This window comes from Oscillibacter sp. MSJ-31, assembly GCF_018918025.1.
Lineage (GTDB): Bacteria > Bacillota > Clostridia > Oscillospirales > Oscillospiraceae > Hominicoprocola.
In genome coordinates this window covers 33402-57581 of the sequence record NZ_JAHLPT010000001.1, presented here as the reverse complement: position 1 = coordinate 57581, position 24180 = coordinate 33402, and the positions used below count along the sequence as shown (strand labels likewise).

Annotated in this window: 18 protein-coding genes and 1 tRNA gene; 3 read left to right on the top strand and 16 right to left on the bottom strand. The window is 59.4% G+C overall.

The window, feature by feature from the left end:
- Positions 1–16: 16 nt before the first annotated feature.
- The 8 genes from KQI17_RS00145 to KQI17_RS00110 form a co-directional block, all read right to left on the bottom strand.
- Positions 17–622 (bottom strand): toprim domain-containing protein, encoded by a 606-nt coding sequence (locus KQI17_RS00145; protein WP_216494205.1) that lies wholly within the window; start codon positions 620–622, stop codon positions 17–19.
- 2 nt (positions 623–624) lie between these two features.
- Positions 625–1668: a DNA polymerase III subunit delta gene (gene holA, locus KQI17_RS00140; protein WP_216494204.1), complete on the bottom strand. Its 1044-nt coding sequence runs from the start codon at positions 1666–1668 to the stop codon at positions 625–627.
- Between the two features lie 8 nt (positions 1669–1676).
- Positions 1677–3920: a DNA internalization-related competence protein ComEC/Rec2 gene (locus KQI17_RS00135; RefSeq protein ID WP_216494203.1), complete on the bottom strand. Its 2244-nt coding sequence runs from the start codon at positions 3918–3920 to the stop codon at positions 1677–1679.
- Entirely contained in the window at positions 3917–4120 is a 204-nt protein-coding gene (locus KQI17_RS00130; protein WP_022019105.1) for a helix-turn-helix domain-containing protein, read from the bottom strand. Before KQI17_RS00130 ends, KQI17_RS00135 begins: the two co-directional genes overlap by 4 nt.
- A gap of 625 nt (positions 4121–4745) precedes the next feature.
- Entirely contained in the window at positions 4746–5087 is a 342-nt protein-coding gene (locus KQI17_RS00125) for a histidine triad nucleotide-binding protein (RefSeq protein WP_216494202.1), read from the bottom strand.
- A gap of 15 nt (positions 5088–5102) precedes the next feature.
- Complete coding sequence (locus KQI17_RS00120) at positions 5103–5279, bottom strand: DUF4250 domain-containing protein (RefSeq protein ID WP_022019107.1); 177 nt, start codon at positions 5277–5279, stop codon at positions 5103–5105.
- Positions 5279–7945 (bottom strand): alanine--tRNA ligase, encoded by a 2667-nt coding sequence (alaS, locus tag KQI17_RS00115; RefSeq protein WP_216494201.1) that lies wholly within the window; start codon positions 7943–7945, stop codon positions 5279–5281. Before alaS ends, KQI17_RS00120 begins: the two co-directional genes overlap by 1 nt.
- Before the next feature lie 35 nt (positions 7946–7980).
- Entirely contained in the window at positions 7981–8427 is a 447-nt protein-coding gene (locus KQI17_RS00110; protein WP_216494200.1) for a DUF3887 domain-containing protein, read from the bottom strand.
- A 331-nt stretch (positions 8428–8758) separates the two neighbouring features.
- Here KQI17_RS00110 and KQI17_RS00105 point away from each other — a divergent pair, with 331 nt between their 5' ends.
- Positions 8759–9709, top strand: coding sequence for a DMT family transporter (locus KQI17_RS00105; protein ID WP_216494199.1), 951 nt, complete (start codon positions 8759–8761; stop codon positions 9707–9709).
- Between the two features lie 51 nt (positions 9710–9760).
- Here KQI17_RS00105 and KQI17_RS00100 read toward each other — a convergent pair whose 3' ends face one another.
- Together KQI17_RS00100 and mltG are read right to left on the bottom strand one after the other, a co-directional pair.
- Positions 9761–10984 carry a U32 family peptidase gene (locus tag KQI17_RS00100; protein WP_216494198.1) on the bottom strand — a complete coding sequence of 408 codons (1224 nt, stop codon included), beginning with the start codon at positions 10982–10984 and terminating at the stop codon, positions 9761–9763.
- 56 nt (positions 10985–11040) lie between these two features.
- Positions 11041–12225 (bottom strand): endolytic transglycosylase MltG, encoded by a 1185-nt coding sequence (gene mltG, locus KQI17_RS00095; protein ID WP_216494197.1) that lies wholly within the window; start codon positions 12223–12225, stop codon positions 11041–11043.
- A gap of 113 nt (positions 12226–12338) precedes the next feature.
- Between mltG and KQI17_RS13735 the strand changes: the two genes are divergently transcribed.
- Complete coding sequence (locus KQI17_RS13735) at positions 12339–12467, top strand: hypothetical protein (protein WP_256445936.1); 129 nt, start codon at positions 12339–12341, stop codon at positions 12465–12467.
- Positions 12468–12538: 71 nt separating this feature from the next.
- On the opposite strand, the gene KQI17_RS00090 is transcribed toward KQI17_RS13735, so the two are convergent.
- From KQI17_RS00090 to KQI17_RS00070, 5 genes are all read right to left on the bottom strand, one after another.
- Positions 12539–13210, bottom strand: a complete 672-nt coding sequence (locus tag KQI17_RS00090) for a thymidylate kinase (RefSeq protein ID WP_216494196.1) — start codon at positions 13208–13210, stop codon at positions 12539–12541.
- The gene (locus KQI17_RS00085; RefSeq protein ID WP_216494195.1) at positions 13207–13929 is read right to left on the bottom strand and encodes a WecB/TagA/CpsF family glycosyltransferase; all 723 of its coding nucleotides are present in this window, start codon (positions 13927–13929) and stop codon (positions 13207–13209) included. The genes KQI17_RS00090 and KQI17_RS00085 overlap by 4 nt, the downstream gene beginning before the upstream one ends.
- Before the next feature lie 138 nt (positions 13930–14067).
- Positions 14068–14889, bottom strand: a complete 822-nt coding sequence (locus KQI17_RS00080; RefSeq protein WP_216494194.1) for a VanW family protein — start codon at positions 14887–14889, stop codon at positions 14068–14070.
- A gap of 27 nt (positions 14890–14916) precedes the next feature.
- Positions 14917–17754, bottom strand: a complete 2838-nt coding sequence (locus KQI17_RS00075) for a M56 family metallopeptidase (protein ID WP_216494193.1) — start codon at positions 17752–17754, stop codon at positions 14917–14919.
- A 1-nt stretch (position 17755) separates the two neighbouring features.
- On the bottom strand, positions 17756–18142 hold the full coding sequence (locus KQI17_RS00070) for a BlaI/MecI/CopY family transcriptional regulator (protein ID WP_216494192.1): 387 nt from the start codon (positions 18140–18142) through the stop codon (positions 17756–17758).
- 216 nt (positions 18143–18358) lie between these two features.
- On the opposite strand from KQI17_RS00070, the gene KQI17_RS00065 reads away from it, so the two are divergent.
- Positions 18359–18434, top strand: a tRNA-Ala gene (locus KQI17_RS00065).
- A 583-nt stretch (positions 18435–19017) separates the two neighbouring features.
- Here KQI17_RS00065 and KQI17_RS00060 read toward each other — a convergent pair.
- Positions 19018–24096, bottom strand: coding sequence for an InlB B-repeat-containing protein (locus KQI17_RS00060; RefSeq protein ID WP_216494191.1), 5079 nt, complete (start codon positions 24094–24096; stop codon positions 19018–19020).
- Positions 24097–24180: the final 84 nt, after the last annotated feature.

Sequence of the window (24180 nt, the reverse complement as noted above, 5' to 3'; positions counted from 1 at the left end):
TTTGATTATAGTCCCTTTATTCCCTGTTTGCAACAATTTTATTGCATTCCTCGACAAGTTCTTCGCGCGTCGTCAGCGTGCCGAGCACGTCGAGCAGCGCCGCGGTGGACAGATGCTCCGGCAGCGCCAGCGCGCGCAGCAGCGCGGCGCGCTTCGCTTTGCTCCCCGCACCGATCAAGCCGAGGTCAAGAAGGTCCGCGTGTGTAACGGGATTTTCCTTTACGCTCGTCCCCTCTCCCTCAAAGGTCGCGCCCGCCGCGCGGAGCGCGGAAAGCAACACCTCGGGCGGCATCCCCTCCACGCCGAGCTTGCCCTCCTTGCCTGCTTTGCGCTTGCGCTTTTCCTTGCCGTACACATCGGGAACATAGGCGTGCAGCACGCGGCCCGTCGGGATAGCTCCCTTGAGACGGTTGCGGATCACAAAGCCCGCGCCGTCGGGATCGGTGAAGAGAATGATGCCGCGCGTCTCGGCGAGACGGCGCAGCAGCGCCGTTTTCTCGCGGTCGTTGAAGATACCGAAACCGCCCAGCTCCAAAACGGAGGCGTCCACCACCTGCAAAAGCGTATTTTTGTCGTAGCGGCCCTCGACCACGATGACCTCTTGGATTTTCGGCTTTTCCATCGTCACGCCCTCTGCGCGAGCTGCATGAGCAGCAGCTTCAGCTCGCCCTCGCGGTCGATGCCCTTTTCGCTCTTCATGCGCCGGTCGAGCTTCTGGCAGAGCGCCAGACTGTTCGCGCACCACTCGTGCGTCGTTTTCCGCGCCGCGTCGAGCAGCAGCCGCGCGGGATAGTCCGAGCGCATATTCCACAGGTCCATCAGCCAGAGCTTGTCCTTGCCCGAATCGAGCGCGAGACGCGCGGTGTAGAGCCGCCGCAGCTCCTTGGAAATAACGCCGAGGATCATGATCGGCTCCTCCTGCTTTTTGAGAAGTTGCCCCAGAAGCTCGCTCGCACGGTCGTAGTCGCCCTTTGTGACGGCGCTCGTCATGTCGAACACCACCGCGTCGAGCACCGGATCGGCGACCGCGTTGATGTCCTCGACCGTCACCGCCCTGCCCTTGGCGTAGGCGCCGATCTTCTCGATCTCCGGCACGAGGCCGGTCATCAGGCTGCCGCAGGTGAACATCAGGTGCTCCGCCGTGCGGGCGTCGATGTCATGTCCCGTTGCACGGAAGCGGCGGGCGATCCAGTTGATCAGGTCGCTCTTGTCCTGCGGCTCGAACCGGACCTCCTGCACCTTGTCCGAAAGCGCGGCATAGAGCTTTTTGTAGGTCTTGTTCGGCTTATACTCCACCAGATCGTAGACGAAGATCAGGCAGCAGTATTCCGGAAAATCGCCCAGCAGGGCGATGAGACGCGTCCGCTGCTCCTCACCGAGCTTATAGAGGTCGCAGTCCGTGACGACGATGAGCGTGCGCTCGGCCATCATCGGCATCGCCTCGGTCATCTCCGTCAGCTCCTCCATCGTCAGGCCCTTGCCTGCGACGCGGTGGAAATTGAACTCCTCAAAGCCCGCGGGGACGAGCTTCTTCTGCACCTCCTTGAGATAATACTCGCGCAGGTAGCTCTCCTCACCGCAGAAAATATAGACCTCGCCGAGCGTGCCGCCCGCCAGGTCGGCCTTGAATTTCTGATAGCCCTTAGCGGCTGTTTTCTTCTCTGCCATGATCCGCCTCAATTCACTGTGATATAAATATTTCCCTGCAGGTCCGTCCGGTAAACGGTCACGCCCGCGTCCGTCAGGCGCAGCAGCGCGTCCCGCGTCGGATGCCCGTAGCTGTTGCTGCCGACGCTCACCACGCCGACCTCCGGCGTGACGGTCTCCAGCAGCTCCTCGCTCGTCGAGTAGCGCGAGCCGTGGTGTCCGACGAGCAGCACCTCAATGTCCGGCAGCGGGTAAGCATCCAGGAGCGCCCGCTCCGTTTTGCTGTCCATGTCGCCGGTGATGAGCGTGTCGAACGTGCCCAGTGAGCAGACGATCGTCAGCCCCAGCTCGTTTTCTCCGCCCTCGCCCACCGGCGGATAGAGCGTCAGCGACGCCTCGCCGACGGCGGTCTGCGTTTCCTCCGTCACATAGCGCACCTCCACGCCGTAGCGCTCCGAGAGCGCGAGAACCTCGGACTTTTCGCCGTCCTCCTCCGCAATGTCGGGAAGGTAGAGCGCATCGACGCCGACGCGGGCAAGCAGCAGCGCCAGACCGTTGGCGTGGTCGGCATGGTAGTGCGTGAGCACCACCGCGTCGAGCCGCCGGATACCGGCGCTGAGCAAATGATCCGCGGCCACATCGCCCGCGCTGATGTAGGAATTGCTGCTGCCGCAGTCCACGAGCACGCCGTGGCGCTCGGAGAGCAGCGCGACGCTCTCGCCCTGTCCGACGTCGAGCGCCGTGACATGCAGGCTCCCACGCTCAAATTGCAGCGCGTTGAACCGCGCTGTCACAAGAAGCATCGCCACGGCCAATGCGCCGGCGATCCACCAGCGGTACCTCCCCCGCCGCGCGATGGCGCAGACGGCGAAGAGCGCATAGACATAGAGCAGCCACAGCACGGAAAGCGCGGTGTTGAAATAGAGCGCGTGGAGCGGCAGGCTCTCCAGCAGCCCCGAAACAAAAAGCACATACCGCACGCCGAGCGACACGAGCGGCACAAAGGCCGCGCCGACCGCCGGGACGGTCATGCTCAGCAGCAAGCCGAGCAGCCCCGCGCCGAACACAAGGCTCACCATCCACAGGCACAGGAGATTGCTCAGGAGCGAGACCACGGAGAACGTACCGAAATAGTACGCCCCCAGCGGCGTGGAGAACGCCAGCGCCCCGAGCGTCGTCGCGAACGATGTGAGCACGAAGCGCAGGAGGCGGCTCTCGGTATGGATGGCCCCTGTCAGCTTCGGCGTCAGCCACACAAGGCCCGCCACCGCCGAGAACGAGAGCTGCAGGCTGATGCTCGCGATGGCGTATGGATTTTTGAGCAGGATCAGCAGCAGCGCAAGGCCGAGCGCCGTCGGCGGGTCCTTCTCCCGCCTGAAAAGCGGCGCGAGCTGCGTCATCGAGAGCATCACGCAGGCGCGCAGAATGCTCGGCGACGCGCCGACCATCACCGCGTAGAGAAACAGCAGTGGGATCGTCACCGCGCAGCGTGTGCGCCGGTGCGACGCGCGGAGCAGTCGGTCAAGCAGCTCGACGAGGAACATACAGTGCAGGCCCGAGACGGCGGTGATGTGATAGATGCCCGCCTCGCTCAGGTTCGACGAATCCTCCACGTCAAGATAGCGCTTGTCGCCGAGGAGCAGGGCGCGCAGAAAGCCGCCCTCCCGCTCGCCGTAGACGGTCTCGATGGTCTCGCCGAGCTTCCTTGCGATGCGCTGCGGCGCATAGCGCAGCGCGCCCGCGTCACCCGTCTCATACGACGGCTCGCCGCGGCTGTAGAGCAGCAGATAAACGCCCTTGGACGTAAAATTGCGGATGTGGCTGCCGTCGCCCGAGGGATCGGTCGCGCTGTTGAAAAGCACCGTGTCCCGCACGTGCTCGCCCGGCTCAAGGGCGAGCAGGTCGAAGCCGCCGTAGTAGACGGCTCTCCCGCGCAGGCCGCGGCCCAGGATACGCACCGTCGCCTTCGCGCCGTAATTCGTCTCTACGGCGTAGGAGCAGAGCTCCAGCTCCACGTCCTCCGTCGCGCCGATGAGCGCCTCGTTCGGCACGGCGATGAAGCGCGTGTAAGCGGCGTTCCAGCCGAAGGCGAACGCCATGCCGAGCGCACACAGCAGCACGCGCCGCATCGGACCGCGCAGGAGAAGCCCGAGCGCCCCGAGCACCAGCACAATGCCCGCCGCCGGAAGCCACAGCGCGGGCGCGAGAAAATACTGCGACGCGATGCAGCCGAGCGCAAAGGCGGCGCAGAAGCAAAAGAGCGGGCGCGTCACGGCTCGTCCTTCAAGCCGAGCAGATAGTCGGTGCTGACCCGATAATACTGCGCGAGCTTGACAATGACCCATGAGGGCGTTTCACGCTCACCGCTCTCATAGCGTCGGTACACGCTGCGGTGCATATTCAAAAGCTCTGCGATCTCCTGCTGGGTCTTGTCATGGTCCTCCCGCAGGTCGCGCATACGCTTGATCTCCATGTGCATCACCTCAAGGCGATGTTACCAAATGGAAACATTCTCCTCGAAATAATGTGCCCATGCGGAGCCATGCTTAATATAGCAGTTTTTTCCAAAAGATGCAATCCGCATTTTGCGCCGTGCGACGCAAGGGATTTGCCGCGCAAGGCGCGGCTACCAATCAAAGGGGACCATTCTTGACGGAAGAATGGCCCCCTTTCAATCCCCCAAGACCGCAAGGTCTGCGCCCTTGACCTGCCATTGACTGTCCCTGCAAGAGCAAAGCTGCACGCGCTGTGCAAAGGAATGCCTGCCAGTTTTTATTGCGGCTTTCGGTTTGGCTTGCGCCTATGTCCGCTTGGCCGCTACCGCTGCGGGGTTTCGAGAGAAATTTTCAACGGCAGCTCGTACCAGCACCGCAGCAGCGGCTGAGCGGAAAGAGAAGCACGCCAAATCGTTCAGAAGAAAAATACCGACATACGGTTGCTGAAATGAAATGAAACATCGGCAGTTCGGGGGTCAAGGGGCTTGCCCCTTGCGCTCTCTTGGGGTTCCAAAGGGGGGATTCTCTACGGTAGAGAATCCCCCCTTTGATTTGTGACCGCGCAGGGCGCGGCAAGCCCATACCTTTCGGTATGTTAAGTTCTCAGCCCGGAGGCCACGTCATATCCCGCCCCGCGAGCACATGGAAGTGCAGGTGCGGCACGCTCTGCCCCGCCTGCTCGCCGATGTTGGAGACCACGCGGTAGCTCTCGATGCCCATTTCCTTTGTCACCTTGGCGATGACCTCAAAGATGTGCGCGACCACGGCGCTGTTCTCGGCGTTGATGCCGGAGACGGACGCGATGTGTACCTTGGGGATCACAAGGAAGTGCGTGGGAGCCTGCGGCGCGATGTCGTGGAAGGCGTAGCACAGCTCGTCCTCATAGACCTTGTTCGAGGGGATCTCCCCCGCCGCGATGGCGCAGAACAGACAATCGTTCTTCATGGTTTCGTTCTCCTTTCAAAGAAATTGATTCCGGTCGGAATGGTAATGATAATCCGCCTCGGCCAGACGCGCACAAAGCTCTCCCTTGTCCACGTCCAGCGAGGAGCACAGCTCATCCAGGCTCTCGTACTCGTCGCGCAGGCGGGCGTTGCAAAAGCTCATGAGCATCACAGGATCGTTCGGCAGCTGCATCAGCCGACCACCTTGAGCACCAGATCATCCACCGCCGCGAGCGCGTCGTCGACCTTGCTCACCTCGGTGCCGCCGCCCATGGCGCTGTCGGGCTTGCCGCCGCCCTTGCCACCGCAGATGGGCGCGATGGCCTTGATGATGTCGCCGGCCTTGACGCCCTTGGCGACCGCATCCTTGCCGCAGACCGCCAGCAGCGTGACCTTGCCGTCGTGGACGGAGGCCAGCACGCCGACGACGCCCGGCTCCTTATCGCGCAGGAAGTCGCCGAGCTTGCGCATGGCGTTGGGGTCCATGCCGTCGCGCTGGGCGGTGATGACCTTCAGGCTGCCGACCGTCTTGGCGGCGGTCAGGAAGCTGCGCGCCTCGCCGAGGGACGCCTCCTCCTTGAACTTTTCGAGCTTCGCCTTGATGTCCTTCAGCTCGCCGATCTGGGCCTCGAGCTTGCTCTCCAGCTCCGCCTGCGTGGTCTTGAGCATCTGCGCCACGCGGACGATGCGCTCCTGATTGCGGCGGATCTCGGCAAGCGTCTGCTTGCCGGTGATGGCCTCGATGCGACGCACACCGGAGGCGACGCTGCCCTCGCTCTTGATGCGGAACAGGCCGACCTTGGCGGTGTTGTCAAGATGCGTGCCGCCGCAGAATTCCATGGACACATTGCCCATCTCGACCACGCGGACCACATCGCCGTACTTTTCGCCGAACATGGCGACGGCGCCCTTCTTCTTCGCCTCCTCGATGGGCAGCACCTCGGTCACGACGGGGATGCCCTCGAGCACGGCGTCGTTCACAAAGGCGTCGATCTCCGCGAGCTGCTCGGGCGTGATGCCCTCGAAGTGCGTGAAGTCGAAGCGCAGGCGGTCGGGCTCAACAAGGGAGCCGGCCTGATGGACGTGGTCGCCCAGGACGTGCTTGAGGGCCGCGTCGAGCAGATGGGTGGCGGTGTGCGCGCGGCGCACGCTCTTGCGGCGCTCGACGTCGATGCTCGCGGTCACGGTGTCGCCGAGCTTGAAGCTGCCGGAGACGACCTTGCCGGTGTGCATATACTTGCCGCCCTTGTTCTTCTGCACGTCGGCAACTTCAAATTTTGCGTCGCCGCAGGTGATGACGCCGTGGTCGGCGACCTGGCCGCCCATCTCGGCATAGAACGGAGTCTTGTCGAGCACGACGATGCCCTCGACACCGCTCATCATCTCCTCGGCCTGCTCGCCCTCGACCACCAGCGCGACGAGCTTCGCGTCGTCGATGGAATCGTGGTCGTAGCCGACAAACTCGGTGGACGGAATGTCCTTACCGAACTCGACGCCCGCCCAGCCGAGGTCGCCGAGCGCCTTGCGCGCCTCGCGGGCGCGGTTCTTCTGCTCGGCCATCGCCTTGGCGAACGCCTCCTCGTCCACGCTCAGCCCCTCGTCCGCCGCCATCTCGCGCGTGAGGTCGATGGGGAAACCGTAGGTGTCGTAGAGCTTGAAGGCGTCCTCGCCGGAGAACTTTGTCTCGCCCTTAGCCTTGTGCTCGGCGAGCATATCGGAGAAGATCTTCATGCCGCCGTCGATGGTCTTGGCAAAATTTTCCTCCTCGGTGCGGATGACCTTGGTGATATAGCTCTGCTTCTCGCGCAGATCCTTGTACTCGCACTCATTGACCGCCACGACGGTGTCGACGATCTCATAGAGGAACGGCCGATTCACGCCGAGGAGCTTGCCGTGACGCGCCGCGCGGCGCAGCAGGCGGCGCAGGACGTAACCGCGGCCCTCGTTGCTCGGCAGCACGCCGTCGCAGATCATGAAGCTCGCGGAGCGGATGTGGTCGGTGATGATGCGCAGGGAGACGTCGCGCGCGTTGCTCTCGCCGTAGTGCGCGCCGGTGATCTCGCTGACCTTGTTGGTGATGTGCATGACGGTATCGACGTCGAACAGGGAGTTGACATTCTGGCTGACCATCGCCAGACGCTCCAGACCCATGCCGGTGTCGATGTTCTTCTGCTTGAGCTCGGTGTAGTTGCCGTGACCGTCGTTGTCGAACTGGGAAAAGACGTTGTTCCACACCTCAACATAGCGGTCGCAGTCGCAGCCGACCGTGCAGCCGGGCTTACCGCAGCCGTACTCCGCGCCGCGGTCGTAGTAAATTTCGGAGCAGGGGCCGCACGGACCGGAGCCATGCTCCCAGAAGTTATCCTCCTTGCCGAAGCGGAAGATGCGCTCGGCGGGGATGCCGACCTCGTCGCGCCAGATGGCGAAGGCCTCGTCGTCCGCAGGGGTCGTCTCGCTGCCGGCGAACACAGAGGGGTACAGGCGGTCCGGCTCCAGGCCGACCCACTCGGGGCTGGTAAGGAACTCCCACGACCAGGCGATCGCCTCATGCTTGAAGTAGTCGCCGAACGAGAAGTTGCCGAGCATCTCAAAGAAGGTGCCGTGGCGCGCGGTGTGACCGACGTTGTCGATGTCGCCCGTGCGGATGCACTTCTGGCAGGTGCAGACGCGGCGGCGCGGCGGCTCCTCCTCGCCCTTGAACCAGGGTTTCATGGGGGTCATGCCCGCGTTGATGAGCAGGATGGACTTGTCGTTCTGCGGGATCAGGGAAAAGCTGGGCAGGCGCAGGTGGCCCTTGCTCTCAAAGAAGCGGAGGAACATCTCTCTCAGCTCGTTGAGGCCGTAAACAGGATGGGACATTGTTGATTTCTCCTTTGTATGATAAATTTTTTGTCTTATTTTTTCTTGATCTCCATTCCGATCAGCTGCATATCGGGGTCAAAGGCGATGCGGAAATAGACGCTCTTTTTCTCGTACTTTCGCCGGATGACCGCGATGGCGTGCGGCTCGTCGGTGTCTGTCACGCCGGTGACCATCGTGTCCGTCACCTCCTTCGGCTCTCCGAGGCCGTCGGTCGCCGTGTCCATCACGTCCTCCAGGGCCGAAGCGGTCGTCGCATCGCGCACATCGCTGCGCAGTTCCTCGTAGACCTCGTCGTATTCGCCGCGGATCAGCTGGTCCATCACGCCGAGTCCGGCGCTGAGGACCGCGTCCTCCTCCATTCCCTTTGGCAAGGGATTTCCCTTTACCGCGCACGCGGTACAGAGGAGCAGGAGCGCCAATGCCGCAAGCGGCAGTCCTATTTTCTTTTTCGTTTTCTTCACCTCGCTTTGTAAACACAAAAAGACTCCGCCCCGAAATAGGGGCGAAGCCTTGCTTCACGGTACCACCCTAATTATCTCCCCGCAGGGAGCATCTTAGCCGTCCGATAACGGGGACGAAGCGTTCCGCTCATCACGGACTGCTCAAAAGCGGCTGCCGTACATCGTTTGCCGAGGGCTTGCACCGTTCCCCTCTCGCTGAAGGCCCGTGTGTACGACTGACTTTTTCATCGCGTTTATGGAGCTATTATATCCGAATTTCTTTTTTTGTCAAGCGCCCGCTTGCAATTCCTCCGCCTTTGCCGTATACTTTTTACACTTGTGCTACCGTATTTTGAAAAGAGGGAAACCTATGAAGCGTTCCTATTCCGGCTATCTGTACATCGTCCTCTGCGCCGTCATTTTCAGCACGATGGAGGTCATGCTCAAAACCGTTCACGGTGTCTTCGCGCCCATGCAGATCACCTGCCTGCGCTTTCTCATCGGCGGTCTCCTGCTCATTCCCTTTGCCCTGCGCTCGATGAAGAAAAAGGGCGCCGCCTTCACCCGCGCCGACGCCGGCTTCTTTGCGCTCACGGGCTTTCTGTGCGTGGCGTTCTCGATGGTGCTCTACCAGATGGCGGTGACCTACACCAAGGCGTCGGTCGTCGCCGTTATCTTCTCCTGCAACCCCATCTTTGTGACCGTTTTGGCCAGTCTTCTGCTGCACGAGCGGATCCACCGCAACCACCTCATCGCCCTCGCGCTCGAGCTGCTGGCGGTTCTCATCATCATTGACCCGCTGCACGCCTCGCTCGATCCCACCGGCGCGTTGCTCGCCATTGCCTCAGCGCTGGTGTTTTCGTTCTACAGCGTAGTCGGCAAGAAGCGCACGCCGCGCTTCGGCGGCATCGCCGTGACCTGCTTCAGCTTCCTCTTCGGCTCCGTGGAGCTGCTGGCTGTTCTGCTGCTCGGCCGCACGGCGGCGTTCGGCGGACTGTTTGCCTCGCTGGGGCTGGACATTTTTGTGAATGTTCCTCTGTTCTCCGGCATCCCGCTCTCCGCGCTGCCCGCGCTCGCCTACATCTGCGCGGTCAATTCGGCGGCAGGCTACGTCTGCCACATGATGGCGCTGGAGAAGACCAGCGCGCAGGAGGCGTCTCTCATCTTCTTCCTCAAGCCGATGATCGCGCCGCTCTTCGCGTTTCTCTTCCTGCGCGAGGAGATCACGGCGAATATGCTCCTCGGCATCGTCTGCTTCCTCGTCGGCTCCGGCATTGCCATCCTGCCGGGCCTGATCGCGCAAAAAAAGCAGCGCACCTGACGCATTCCGTAAAAAAATGCCGCTATCGGACGACAGCGGCATTTTCTCTTTTCAATCCCTTGCGCTCAGGTCGACCGCGTGGCGCACAAAGCTCATCGCCGGCACGCTGCGCGGCAGCTGCATGGTGAATATCATGCGGGGATTTCTCGGCTCGAGCAGCGTGAAGCCCTCGCCGTCGCGCATCTCGGGAACGACCATGGAGAACGGCTTGCAGTCCGGCCCCACGACCTCCACCGTGTCGCCCGCGCGGAACTTGTTGCGCAGGCTGAGCGTCGCCATGCCGTTCGCGTCGCAGCTCTCGACCACCGCCACGACTTGCCAGTCGCGGATGTAGCGGGAATTGTCGTAATACTGCCCCGGCTGACCGTAATAAAAGCCGGTCGAATAGTGGCGGTGACTGACGTGCTCGACCTCGTCGAGCCAGACCGGGTCGGGCGTCTCCCCCGCCGCGACCTCGTCGAGCACATGGCGGTAGGCCCCCGTGACGATGGCGGCATAGTATTCGCTCTTCGCGCGGCCCTCGATCTTGATGCAGTCGATGCCCGCGTCCATGATGTCGTCCAGATGACCGATCATGCACATATCGCGGGAGTTCATGATGTACGTTCCCTTCTCGTCCTCAAAGACCGGGAAGTATTCGCCCGGCCGTTTCTCCTCCATCAGGGCGTACTGATAGCGGCAGGGCTGGGCGCAGGCGCCGCGGTTGCTGTCGCGCCCCGTCATGTAGTTTGAGAGCAGGCAGCGGCCCGAATAGCTCACGCACATCGCGCCGTGGCAGAAGGTCTCCAGCTCCAGCTCGGGTGGGAGCTTCTCCCGCATTTCGCGTATTTCCTGTAAAGACACTTCCCTTGCCAGCACCACGCGCTTCGCGCCCAAATCATACCACGCCCTTGCGCACTCATAGTTGGCGATGCTCTGCTGTGTGGAGATGTGGCGCTCGCACCTCGGCGCGTACCTCCCCGCCAGCGTGAACGCGCCGAGGTCGGCTAAAATCAGCGCGTCGACGCCCAGATCGTTCAGCCGCTCCAGATGCTCGGGCAGCCGCGCGACCTCGTCGTTGCGCGGCATGGTGTTTACCGTGACGTGGACGCGCACGCCGTGGTCATGCGCGAAGCGCACGGCCTCCGGCAGCTCGTCGGCGGTGAAGTTGCCCGCGAACGAACGCATCCCGAAGCTCGTGCCCGCGAGATACACCGCGTCCGCGCCGTAGAGCACCGCCATTCTCAGCTTTTCCATATCGCCCGCAGGGGCGAGCAGCTCCGGTTTCTTTCGCATAGTAGCTCCTCTCTCAAAAGCAGCATGGCCTGTGGCCATGCTGCTTTTTTCGGTCCTCAGCCGCCGTACTGGCTGGAGTTGACAAAGTTGACGTGCTCGCGGTAGGTCTTGAAGAAGTGATGCACGCCGTCCTTGCCGAGCGCGTAGAAATAGTAGTTCGTGTCCGCCGGCTCCAGCGCCGCGCGGATGGACGCGAGGCCCGGATTGCAGATGGGCGTGGGCGGCAGACCCTCGTGCATACGCAGGTTGTAGGGCGTATCCTTATCGAGGTCCGCCTGCGTGAGCGGGCCGGCATAGTTCTCGCCGTTCGCGTAGCCAAGACCGTAAATGACCGCCGCATCGATCTCGAGCTTGTGGTAGGTCTCGCCGACATTGTTGAGGCGGTTGTAGATCACGGAGGCGATGTTCGTGCGGTCCTTGCCGTCCGTCTCCTTTTCAATGAGCGAGGCAATAATGAGGATCTCCTCAAGCGAATAGCCGGACTCCTCCACCTGCGTCATCAGCTCATCGTCCATGCGCTGCGAGAAGTTGTCGAGCAGGCGGCAGATGGCGTGAGACGGGTCCTCGTTGACGAAGAACTCATAGGTGTCCGGGAAAAGATAGCCCTCGAGCCTGGCGATGCCGGACTTGCCGGAGTCGAGGAAGCTGTAGTCGAAGCTCCCGCGCTCCGCCGCACTGAGCAGCGCATCCTCGCTGTTGACGCCGTACTTGGCCAGCAGCGAAACGATCTGCCGCACGCTGTAGCCCTCCGGGATCGTAACGGTGACGGTATCGGCGTTGATGGTCGCGTTGCGGTTGCTCATGCCCTGAATGAGCGCGTTGTAGTCCATGTCGGTGTTGAGCTCATAGGTGCCGATGCCGATCTTGTCGCCCGCGTGGCGTACCGCGCCGAAGAGCTTGAAGAACCACTTGTATTCGATCAGCCCCTCGTTTTTGAGCTTTGTCGCAATGGAGTTGACGTCGTCGTCCTTCGTGACCTCGATGGTCGCGGTGACGGGCTCCTTATTGAACGCGCACATATCGTTCGCCAGCAGCCAGCCGACGCCCGCCAGGATCGCCGATACGGCGACCACAAAAATCAGCCAAAGCAGAAAGCGGCGCTCGCGGCCCTTGCGGCGGTTCCGCCGGCGGCGCTCCTCGCTCGCGGCGCTCTGCGCGGAATGGGCCGGACGCTCGCCGCCCTCGCGGCGGACCTGCCCGGCGTCCCATCGCGCGGTGTTGTATTTTTCCTCGTGATCCATAAAAGAACAGCACTCCTTTTCAAGAATCCTAAAAGTTTTTTCAGCGGTCAGGCCCCCATTTGCATTTTCCCGCATAGGATAAGGCAGAGCATGACAAGTGAGGTGAAACGTAAATGTGCAACAACAATGACTGCTCCTGCGTGTGGCTGATCCTGATCATCATTCTGATCCTCTTCGGCTGCGGCGGCTGTGGAAACAGCTGCGGCTGCGGGAACAACAGCAACAGCGGCTGCTGCTGTTAAGCGCGCTCGATCCTCCTGTGAAGATGGGACGCACCGCGTCCCTTTTCACATGCCGCCGCGCGGGACAGGCCTCAGCCCAGCAGGGCCTTGACGCGCGCATAGACCTCCTCATGGATCTCCTCGATGCCGCGCATCCGACCATCCCGTGTGCAGTCGACGCGCTGCCAGCCGCAGCGCGCGGCGACACCGCGCGCGTTCTCGCGGCACTCGCGCAGATAGGCGTCGTCCGCCTCGTGGATATCGGCGGCGGTGTGCGTCGCCCTTTCGCGCTCGCGCATGAGCCGCTCGGTCACCTCGGTCGGCACGTCGAGATAAAAGACCAGCGACGGCTCGGGAAGCCCGAGCAGCCCGTACTCAAAGCCGAAAAGCCAGTCAAGAAATTTCTCCCGCTCGCCGTCCGGCAGCTTGGACGCCTGATGCACGGCGTTGGAGGTCGTGTAGCGGTCAGCGATGAGCAGCCCGCCCGATTCGTAATAGCCGCCCCAGTCCTGCTTGTAGGAGGCGTAGCGGTCCACAGCGTAGAAGGTGGAAGCCGCGTAGGCATTCACATCGTCGGGATGCGAGCCGAACGCGCCGCCGAGGTACAGCTCGACGAGCGCGGCGGACTTTTCGCCGTAGCGCGGGAAGTTGAGCTTGCGGCAGTCCACGCCCTCGCGCTCCAGCCGCTCAAAGAGGAGCCGGGACTGCGTGGCCTTGCCGGAGCCGTCCGTCCCCTCAAAGACAATGAGCCTTCCCTTGTTCATTTCCGCTTCTCCCCCGCCACATGGACCAGAAAGAGCGGCAGCTTCATCATGCGTCCCGCGCGGGACGGATTTTTGATGAGCCGGTAGAACCACTCAAGATTGTGCTTGCAGTAGAATTCCGGCGCGCGCTGCGCCACGCCCGCGAACACATCCAGCGAGCCGCCGAGACCCAGCAGCAGCTTTGCACCCGTGGCCGCGCCGTACTGTGCCATCCACTTCTCCTGCTTCGGCGCGCCGAGGCAGACGAGCGCCATGTCCGCGCCGCTCGCGCGGATCTCCGCGGCGATGGCGTCGGATTCCGCGTCGGTAAAATAGCCGTCGTGCGTACCGGCGATCTGCAGCCCGGGCAGCTTCTCGCAAAGGTTCTTCGCCGCCTGCTCCGCCACGCCCGGCTTCGCGCCGAAAAGATAGACCCTTTTCCCGGTCTCCGCGCAATGTGCGAGCATCGCCGTACCGAACTCAATGCCCGGCACACGGGACTTGAGCGGCGTGCCGAGGAGCTTCGCGCCGTAGATGACGCCGATGCCGTCGGGCAGCACGAGGTCCGCGCCGTTCACAGCCGCCATCGCCTCCGCGTCCGCGCGGCAGGTCTCCACGATCTCGGGATTCGGCGTCACCACATAGTGCGCGCCCTCACCCGCAAGCAGCTCGCAGCCGCGCGCGACCGCCTCGGTCATGGTGAGATTGTCAAAGCCAACGCCTAAAATATCAATACGCATCGTATCGCCTCATTGTCTCATTTGTGGTAATTCGCCTTAGTATACCACGCTTGTCCCGCCGCGTGCAACACAAAAGCAAAAAGTTTCCGAAATCTTCAAAAAGAAAGGCTTCCCGAAATCGGGAAACCTTCTTCTTTTTTACCGGTCCATGATCTCCAGTCCCGCCGTATCGTAGAGCACGCGGGCATGGTTGCGCCGCAGCAGCTCGCGCGAGAGCACATTCCCGGTGGTCTTGTCCACCATCGTCCGATACACCTCGCCGCAGCGGTAGACAACGCCGTCCTCACGCACGAAGCGCTCGTTCTCCGCCGCGATGTGGTATTTGACCGCGAGCGGCGCATCCGTGCGCAGCTCGCCGCACAGGTGCGTGGGCGTCGTATGGACGAGAAGCTGGTACGTCTGCTCCGTGTCGTTGCGGAAGCGATAGTCGAGGTAGTTATAGAAGATGGACGTGCCTGTGCCGAACGGCACCTGACGGCCGAAGTCCGGAAAGAGGTCAAACTGGTCGTGGTGGTGCTGCTCCGTGATGGTCAGGGGCGCGTGGAGCACCATCCAATGGATCAGGTTGCTGAACTGGCACATCCCACCGCCGACGGCTTCGCCGGTCTGCGCGTTGGCAATGACCATACCGGTGCGGTAGCCGTTCGCGGTGCTGGGCCGTCCGACGAGGTGCCAGAACGAAAACGTCTCGCCCGGGCGTATGAGGATGCCGTTGATCTTCGGCGCGGCCAGCGCGAGGTTGACGGCCTTGTTGTCCTGCAAAACCGGATCGACCCTGCCGAGCGTGCGGCGGATGAGCGAATTGTGCCGGCAGACGAGCGCGGGAAGCGGCGCCTCCATGCGCAGCTTCGGAAAGCGCTCCGCGGAAAATCCGTCGCGCAGCGTGCGGAGTGCACAGTTTTTTTCGACCGAGATGCGGTACGCGAGCGGTGAAAGCTCGCAGAACAGTCTTCGGTGCATGATGCTCTTACCTCTCTTCTCTCTTTCTTACCAGCTGCCGTTGCCGAGGATCTCGCCGTACCAGCCGCCGTCCGCCGCGATGAGCCTGCAGCGGTAGAACGTGGTGTAGGTCCCTGCGGGCAGACCGTCTCCCGCCTCCACCGGCTGCATATCGTGTTCGTCATAGCGCGCCGTCAGCTCCTCCGCGTGCGTGGGGACAAAGTACCCGTTCATATAAAAGCCGTATTCGCCCTCTCTCAGCTTGCCGAGCCGGCGCATCTGCTCGTTGTCGTCATCGCTCAGGAAGCTGTACGCCTTTGCCCTCACAAAGCCGCAATGGTAAACATTGTCCTCCGGCACGCGCGTCAGCGCGTTCCAGTAGGCGTCGGCCCAGCTCTGCGCGGCCTCCTGCCACGACTGCCCCTCGTCGGCGATGAAGATTACCGGCGCACGACGCACATCAGCAAGCTCCAGCACGTCGTACCATTCGCGCACCATGCCGTAAAGCGAGGTCCCCTCGACCGGCACGATAGAGCCGTCGCCAAGTCCCGCGCCGCTCGCCATATAACGGCCGAGCAATGAGCCGTCGCTCCGGCAGTAGGAAATGAGGTTGGAGTCCTCGTAGACCTCCAGATAGCAGCCGTCGGAAACGGTCAGGCGGATCGCCTTGTCTCCGCCCGCGTACACAGCATCCTCCCACGGTGTGTAGGTATATTGGCCCAGCGGGCAGAACCCACCTGAGATGGCAAAGTCGTTTCGACAGCTCCCCAGCTCTCTTGCTCCGCTGAGCAGGGTCAGCTCCACGCCCGTGCCGTGCGCCAGACAGTCGATCTCATATTGGAACCTCTGCTCCGTCGTCCAACGCAGGCTCTCGTCCGGCGTAAAGCTCGTGAGCGCGGCGCGCAGCAGCGCCTTGTCCTCTGCCGACGTAACGCCGTTCACCGAGTAACAGGAGAGCACATAGCAGTGATCGCCGTCGATCGGGACAAAATACAGCTCCTCATGCGCGTAACCGTATGCGGCATCATAGCCGCCCCCTACATTATAGTAATAGTCCAGCGGCGCGCTCAGGTCGGTCTCAAAGCGCCACGCGCCGATGGAGGCGTAGTACGCCTTGATATCCTCCATGCTGCCGTCCGCTCTTGTGACCTCAAAGTATGTGCTTCCATCCGCGTCCACGCCGGAGAGAGGCTTCCATTGCATCCATTGCGGCGTGAATAGCCAGTCGGTCGGCACATAGACGGACCAGCCGTCGCCCTCGTAGCGGTGGAATGCAGCCGTCTTCCTGACCGCGCTGCCGGTTCCGTCCGTATCGGTCAGCGTAACTCTGTGCAGATAGCGCGGATAGTCGGTCTCGTCAAGCGCAAGGTGGTCGGCGCACCAATCGTAGAGTGCCTCGCGGTAGTACGTCCTGCCGGAATCGTTTATGTAGTCCTTTACCATCCCCCGCGTTCCGGTGTACAGAATGCGATAGCCGTCCGCGTTCGCAAGCACAACGAGCACATCGTACTGCCTGTTGTCGTACCAGCCATCGCCTATGCTGTACCAGTCTCCCCGATCTGCCAGCGGAAGGCTCTCCTCGTCCGCAAAGCGCACCGCGTAGTCGTAGCGCCACAGCTCGGGTCTGCCGTCCAGTTCCGGAAACACGCCGTCCAGCACGGCAGCGCGCTCCAGCTCGGTCGCCCGCACGTCGCTCACCGCGGCGACCGCCGCGCCGCCGTACTGCGAAAATAGGGCAACGCCGCTCTCGCGGACCGCATTGGCGCGGTCGAGGGCATAGTCCTCCATCGTGAGCCAGACGTCCGCGTCCTTCGTTTTCTCATCTGTGCCGCTCTGCCATGCGATCAGCAGCGCGGAAGCGGCCACGGCCGCGACGGCGAGCGCCGCGAGCCACAGCCCGCGCCTTTTCTTTCCGCCGAGCACATTCGCAAGCCGGTGCTTGAGCCGCTCCGCCGTGCTGCCGAAGCTCGTCGTCATCGGCACCGGCGCGATCTTCGCCTGCACCGCCGCGAGCAGCGTTTCGCCGTAGGCGGTCTTTTCCGCGTGCGCCATGCCCTCGGTCGCCCTGCTGTCGCAGGCAAGCTCCACATCCTCGTCCGCCTGCCGCAGCATCCAATAGACAAGCGGGTCGAACCAATGGACGCCGTTCGCCGCCGTCAGCACGAGCTTATAGGCAAGGTCGTGCCGCTTGAGGTGGCAAAGCTCGTGGCGCAGGATGAAGCGCAGCGCGGCGGGCTCGTAGTCCTCGTGCGGCAGAAGCAGAACGGGATGAAAAAGTCCGCTCATCATCGGCGTTCCCACCGCCTCGCAGAGAAGGAGCCGCGGCTGCTTCACGCCAAGAGCGGCACTTTCGTCCGCGAGCAGCCGCGCGTAATCGCTCCGTGTCGTCTCGTGCCGCCAGCGGCGCACAAGGCGGCAGAATCGTTTGTATTTTACGATCTGTAAAGTGGTATAGCCTGTCGCGCCCATCCCCCAAAGGAGGAACAGCAGCCCTGTGAGCGGAACATTTTTCGCGCTGTTGTCCAGCGCGGTCCTATCTGCGTCCCCGAGCGTGACCGGCGGGTCGGCCGGCAGCGGGCTCGTATCATTTTCGCCGGTAAGAACCGTTTCCTGCCGGCGCGGCAGCTCGTCGGTCCGCACCACGCTCGGCCCGCGCTGCGCGGAAAGGATCAGCGTGCGCTCCGCCGGCGGCTCCACCCGCACCGGTGCGTCCGGCACCGACCAGTCCACCGGCAGCAGCAGAAAGACCGCCAACGCCAGCCACAGCGCGCAGCGTGACCGCGCGCCGTAGCGCTCCCGCCAAAGCGGCTTTGTGATCGCGGCCAATGCGAGAACGGCAGCCGCGAGCAGCGAATGCTTGGAAAGCGTCAGTAAAAACGGCGCCATCTCACTCCCCCGCTTTCCCGCTCATTTCATCCAGATAGCGCCGCAGCTCGTCGATCTCGCTCTGCGCGAGCGGCTTTTCCGCCGTCAGCGCCGCCACAAAGCTGCCAAGTGAGCCGCCGTAGAGCCGCTGCAGGACGCTTCGGCTGTCGAACTCGCGGTACTTTTCCTGGGAAACGAGCGGCGAATAGAAGTTGCTGCGCCCCTCGCGGCGCGCGCTCAGATAGCCCTTGTCGCACAATCGCGTGAGATAGGTGTTGATGGTGTTGACGCTCCAGCCGTGGGACGCCAGCGCGCCCTCGATGTCGCCGCGGCTGACCTCCCCGCCGTGCGCCCAGACCGCCTGCATCACGCTCAGCTCGGCGTCCGGCAAACGTTTCCTTCCGTCCATGCAAAAGCCCTCCTGATTTTACTACAAAAGTCGTTTTCTTATTTATACTACATTCGTCGTAATTTGTCAAGCACCCGATTTGACGGAAAATTGCCGCGGCTCTTATCCTCTCCGCCGCATTTTATCCGGTGTAAAAAAGTTGAAAAAAGGTCTTGACAGCCGCCCCTCCCTATGCTATACTTTCCATTGTTCCGAGCGCGAAAGCCTTGAACCGATGGGGGTTTAGCTCAGCTGGGAGAGCGCTTGACTGGCAGTCAAGAGGTCAGCGGTTCGATCCCGCTAATCTCCACCACGAAAAACCTTGAAACCGTATGGTTTCAAGGTTTTTTCATGTCTATGGCAAATTGCACAAAGCTGTTTTTGTGTTGAATTTGTGTTGAACGCGCGGAAATAATGTGGGGAAACTCCGCTTTTTAATTCTGCAATTTTGCAACTATTTCTCTATTTTGTATATTTCTACATTTTGTACAAATGTATTGATATCAAAAGGGGTTCTCACATCCCACTTTATGGTGTGCTCATAAATTCTGAATCTTTTAGCATATTTCAATTTTATTTATTTTCGGTTGAATTTTTGTTGAATTCAAAATTTCCGCTACTGTTTTTTATTAGGTGTAGATTCCGAGCACAGAACCCCACCCAAATGGAAAAAGAGCCCCACACTCACGAAGACCTATCTCCACCGCCACGAATGTGGGGGCCACGGTGAGCAGAGGGGCTTTGCCCCTCTGCTCACCGTAGAATCACATCACATCCGATTCCAATTGCTTTTATCAAGGCAGGGATATGGGGCCGTCTAACCGACATTTTCATTTCACCTAAAGCAATACCGCCCATTATCGTTTCTATGAGAGCGGCAAGGACGGGCATGACCGCTACTCTTTCAGTGGAAGGCTCAACGTCTCGCTTACCGGTTGATAGCTTTCATTCAGAAAGAATACATTGAGCAGTTGCTGTTCGGAAAGCTTTTCCGCAGAATACGCAACCGTCGTAAAATCTTCTCCCGCCGTGATCGGGCTGACCCCAATGGTCAAAAGCTTTCCGTCGGCGGCGTAGATCGCGGCAATACACTGATCTGCGCCCTTTCCGGCCGTCTTGACGGTGACCGAATTCGTCGCAAGGATCATCGCGGTGTCGTCCGATGCATCGAGCAGCTCAACGACATAGGTTGAAAAATGCTTCAGCACCAGCGTCGCAATGCCGTTTTTATACGTCACGTCGATAGCCGTCTTGTTGCCGTTGTCATCGATGTAGTACGCGCAGAGCAGGCCTTGCATCGACCATTCAAACGGAATGTCGATCGTTACATTGCCGCCGCTGAAATCGCTGATTTTCTTTCCGTCTGAAGAAAGGCTGACTTCGATCACGGACAGATCCTTTGCCTTTGCAACCGCTTCATGCTGTGCGCCTGTCAGACTTTCTCTGCCCCCGATATTGACGTTCAGGCTGAGACTCTCTCCCTCGCTTTGCGCGGCGACGGCGGAAAGCGCCTTCTCGTCAAAGCTGACAGACGCTCCCGGAAGTCTAATAGTCAGGTCATCTGCGCCGCGAGTGGAAATCTCCTGAATGACCTCTGTCGGCAGGGAGACCTCCTTGACTATGGCTCCGGCCCCGGACAAATCAAGCGCAGCGGAGTTCTCTCCTCCGCTCTCCGTGAGCAGCTTGTCCATATCCACATCTTTGATCGTTACCGTACTGTCGGAAACGGTATAGCTTGCAGAGCCGTCCGGCGTTTTCTCCGGCTCGTCAGGCGTAGTAGGCTCAGAACCGCTGTTCTTTGTCCACTGAGCGAAGAAGGTCAGGACCTTGCCCACCATGACGTCAAACCAATCCTGCTTTTCCACAAGCTGCTGTGCCGTATAGCTCGTACCGCTGCCGTCCGCGCGGTCATTGTAGCTTTGAAGAGAGTATCCGTCGCGCGTAAAGGGCGAGTCTATCAGCTGCAGATCTCCGCTGGAGGCTTCGGTCACATAATACTTTGAACCACTGGCCGTCGTACCGCCGTTGCCGTCGAAAATCAATGCAAGGAGATTATACGAAGTATATTCCGCGACCAACATTTTTTCATTACCTTCGATCACATCGCCCGGTCGATACCATACGGCATTGTCCCAATCGGCACTTCCCTTCTGCCGCCACGCAACAAATTTCATGCCATTCTTATTCTGCATGGAAGGAACCGTTTGTCCAGCTTTCAGTATAAGACTATCGCTGATACGAACATAGCTTTGATCATTGTAAGCGCCGGTAAGAACCGCATCGCTTTCCGAGCTGCCCGCAAAGAGCAAAGAATCAACACCGATATTTACAGCCTTCGCTTTCAGCGTTGGCTGCCCAATATCGCTCCGCATGATAAGGGACATTCCACAGCTGTCCCAGAGATAATTTAAATCAACCGTCAGCTTTCCAGATACCTGAACAGCAGGCGCTTCCGCTCCACCGGTTATCGTAACGGTCTTTTGTCCATCTTCAGGCGCATCACTACGGATCTGAGCATTTCCATCTACCAAAATAGCCGGTTGACCATTTGCTCCCGAAATGTTTCCATTGAGCCGAATATATGCGTTGCTCGGGATGATGATCAGCTTGCCGGAGTAATTCTCATAAACAGTAAGCTGCACTTGATTATCCCAGTATCCATATCTGTAGGCAGGTTCATACTCCCAGCCAAGGCTGCGGCTGCCACATGCCTTGTCCATGCGGTAGGTCTTGCCGTCGATCGTCAGTGACAGCACTTCATACACCGCGGTAAAGCTCCTGCTCTCGTCCACGCTGATCTGCTCACCGACAGAATGCATCGTTGCGCCATCGCTCCAGCCCTTGAACGCATAGCCTGCCTTATAGGAATCCGGCAGTGTGTACGTCGTTCCTGCGCTGACAGCATCAGTGAAGTATTCGTAGTAATCGTAGTAACTATAGTTTTCGCTATCTTTTTCATTTACTTGGCCGAAGTCGTTCAGTACAATACCTTTCTGGCTGTCGCTTTCCCATACGGCATAAAGGTCCGTCTGAGACACACCGTTATCAAAGCCAAACCCAACATTTGATTCGTTTGCATAATCGATCCCGGCTGCACCTGCATTTCTCGACCAGCCCAGCAGCACTTTTCCGTCGCTGGAGAAGCTGTTCCTATATTGACTGAGATCAATATAGCCTTCTTTTGTATCAATAGAAATACTGTCTTTTCCATCCGCCTTGCCGCCGCTGCCGTGCAGCGTCAGCGTCTTGGTACGGATCTCATAAGAAACGTACTGCTGGCCCGAGTATGTTTCGACCTCTACGGCATCATCTGGATTCGTGCCTGCGGTGATCACACAATCATATCCGCGCTCATTATTGATGCAGGCCGCTGATATGGCGGCAGTATTGCCGCCCTGTGCGGAAAGTCTTCCCTCGCCATAATACCAAAGCGTTAACTCACCGTCTGTCTTAATGGCGGGACTGCCTTCCGCACCAGCAACAGAAAGCACTGCACTATCCGGTACATTTATATTCATGTCGCCTTGGGACATAAGCGCAACCCCATCGTTCGCGCAAACACTCAAGGAACCAATGTCAACATTCCCATTAACGTAATGCCACGCAATAAGATTAACTTCAAGATGCGGTGCGCAGATGCTGCCTGTAACAACACTCTTCTTAGATTCACAATTAACCCTCAGTTCCACATCCGACTCGATTGACCCGCCAATATACCCGTCGAGGGTAAGCTCATTATAGTTGTTTTCATAATGGCGGTATACCCATCCCGCACCGTTCCAATTCTGCGCGGCGTCATACTGCTTGCCGTCGATGGTGATGTACAGCCCACTCTCCTCGATCTTCTCCCACTGCGCGTATAGGATTTGGATTGGGTCCATATCGGCCGTTACCGTGCACCTGTTGAGCGCGTATTCCGTGCCGCTGCCGTCCGGTTCGCTGTTGTAGCTGACGAGCGTGTAGCCCTGACGGGTGAAGCTGTAAGCGTAGTTGATCACATCTCCATTACCAGCAGACCACGCTGCAACAACTCTGTTGGTGTTATACCAATTTCGAATTCCGTTATCATAATAGTTGTCACGGTATGTTCCGCCGTTTCCGTCAATGATTACTGTGTGGCAACCGTCTTCAATGTTGCCAGAGATATCCGACCAGAATACACTTCCCGAAGCAGGTGTATAGCTCTCTCCGCCGTAGAAAAGGCTCCTATCCACAGCATTCCACCAAACCGTTCTTTGCTGTTGCCCATTAAGCACAGCTACTGGCATAGTAAAGTCGTCATCAATTGCAACACTGTACCCCTTTGCCAAAGTGGATTTCTCATATGCACTTTTGTAGGTCGTAAGTGACGCTCCACTAGTTGTCCTAAATACTATGTGGTTTTCGGGCACTTCCAGCCAAACCGCATAAAGTGTCTGATATCCCGTCCGGCTATACGAGGTATTGCTGCTTTCCGAGACGAAATCGCTGCCATCTGCGTCGGCGGCCCAACCGATGAGCACATAGCCCTCGCGCGTGAAAGCATAATGGCTCAGATCCAACTCGTCGCTCACACTATAATCACAGCTGATCGTCTTTTCCCCTTCAAATGTGCCGCCGTTGCCATCAAGTGTGACGTTCTGATCGATTGCATAGGTCGTCAGCGTTGTGCCGTCATCGGAAATCGTGTAGCCGATGCCATCGTCACAAGTGATCTTTGCATCCTCGCGCACAGCCGGTTCGCCTGTTATGGTCAGATTAGGGGAGGCGAAATAGAGGCTTCTTGCATCTATACCAACGGCGTTTTCGGTACTGATCCGGTAAACGTTGTCTACGCCCATGAACATAATTCTTACCGCATGAATCGCAGGAATATCTGACGTGATAACATCTATACTCGTCTCTGTACGGTTTCCGTATTCGTAAAAGCACAGTCTGCCATTTACCTCAATTTGTCCCGTGCTGATGGTACCACTAAATCTAATATCCAAATCGTCATTATATGCCATGCGATCAAACGCATATGGCGTAGATGTGCCATATGGAGAACTAAGACGCAAGTCATTCCATGAGTAAAAACGCCAACCTGATCCATAGCTCTCAGCATTTCCTTCCAGCAGCTCGGTCATATCATCACCGTCGATGACGAGTTCCGTGCCATTGACCAGCTGATACGCCGAGTCCCACTGTGCGTAGAGCGTAATGATCCCATCGCTGTTCGGAATGCAAAGGCCAATCAATTCCCCATTGTCCCCTACAACAGTATTGCCATCACTGTTTGCCCAGCCAGCGAGCAGATAACCGTCCTTGCTGAAGCAGCGAATCCTTTTACCGTGGTCCCAAACCGCTGTATTGATCCGGCTGTTTCCTGTCGTCCCCGCAAAGAAAAGCGAGCTGCCGAATGCACTTTCACCACCGTTCCCATCAAGCAGGATGGGATAATTTCCAGTAGAAGCATAGACCGGCTGATACTCCTCGCCCGCATGTACAGCGCTGCCCGCTTTATAAAACGCCCCGGTATGATCGTACCAGCCGACAAAGCCGACATCGTTTACTGTCGGCAGCGTCGCGCTGTTGAGCGCATAGTAGCCGCTGAGTGGGGTCGAATTCGCAATGTACATGTTATATAGCGCGCAGTTCGTTCCTTCGCCCCAGACGGCATAGAGATCGAGCGGTTCATCTTCTCCAACGTCGCCGCCCCAAATGGAATGAAAACATGTATAGTCAAGCGTGCTCGCGTCCTCATTTTCACTCCAGCCGAGCAGCGTATAGCCCTCTCTGGTGAAGATATAATCCTCCAGATAGAGCGCACTATACCCGTAACTGATGGCCAACGTTTCATCGTTCCCATAAGTGCCGCCGTTGCCATTGAGCACAACGGTATGCAACGGGCCGTCATCGTCAATGACAATATCGGCAGCCTGAACAGGTACCATCGTGAAAAGCATCGCAAGCACCAGATTCAAGCTGAGCAATCGCATTTTCTGACTGTGCATACTGATTTTCTCCTTCTTACATATCACTTTTATCAAGCCGTGCCGGTGTCAGGTAGGAGTATGCCGCTGTAATAGCCGTGATAT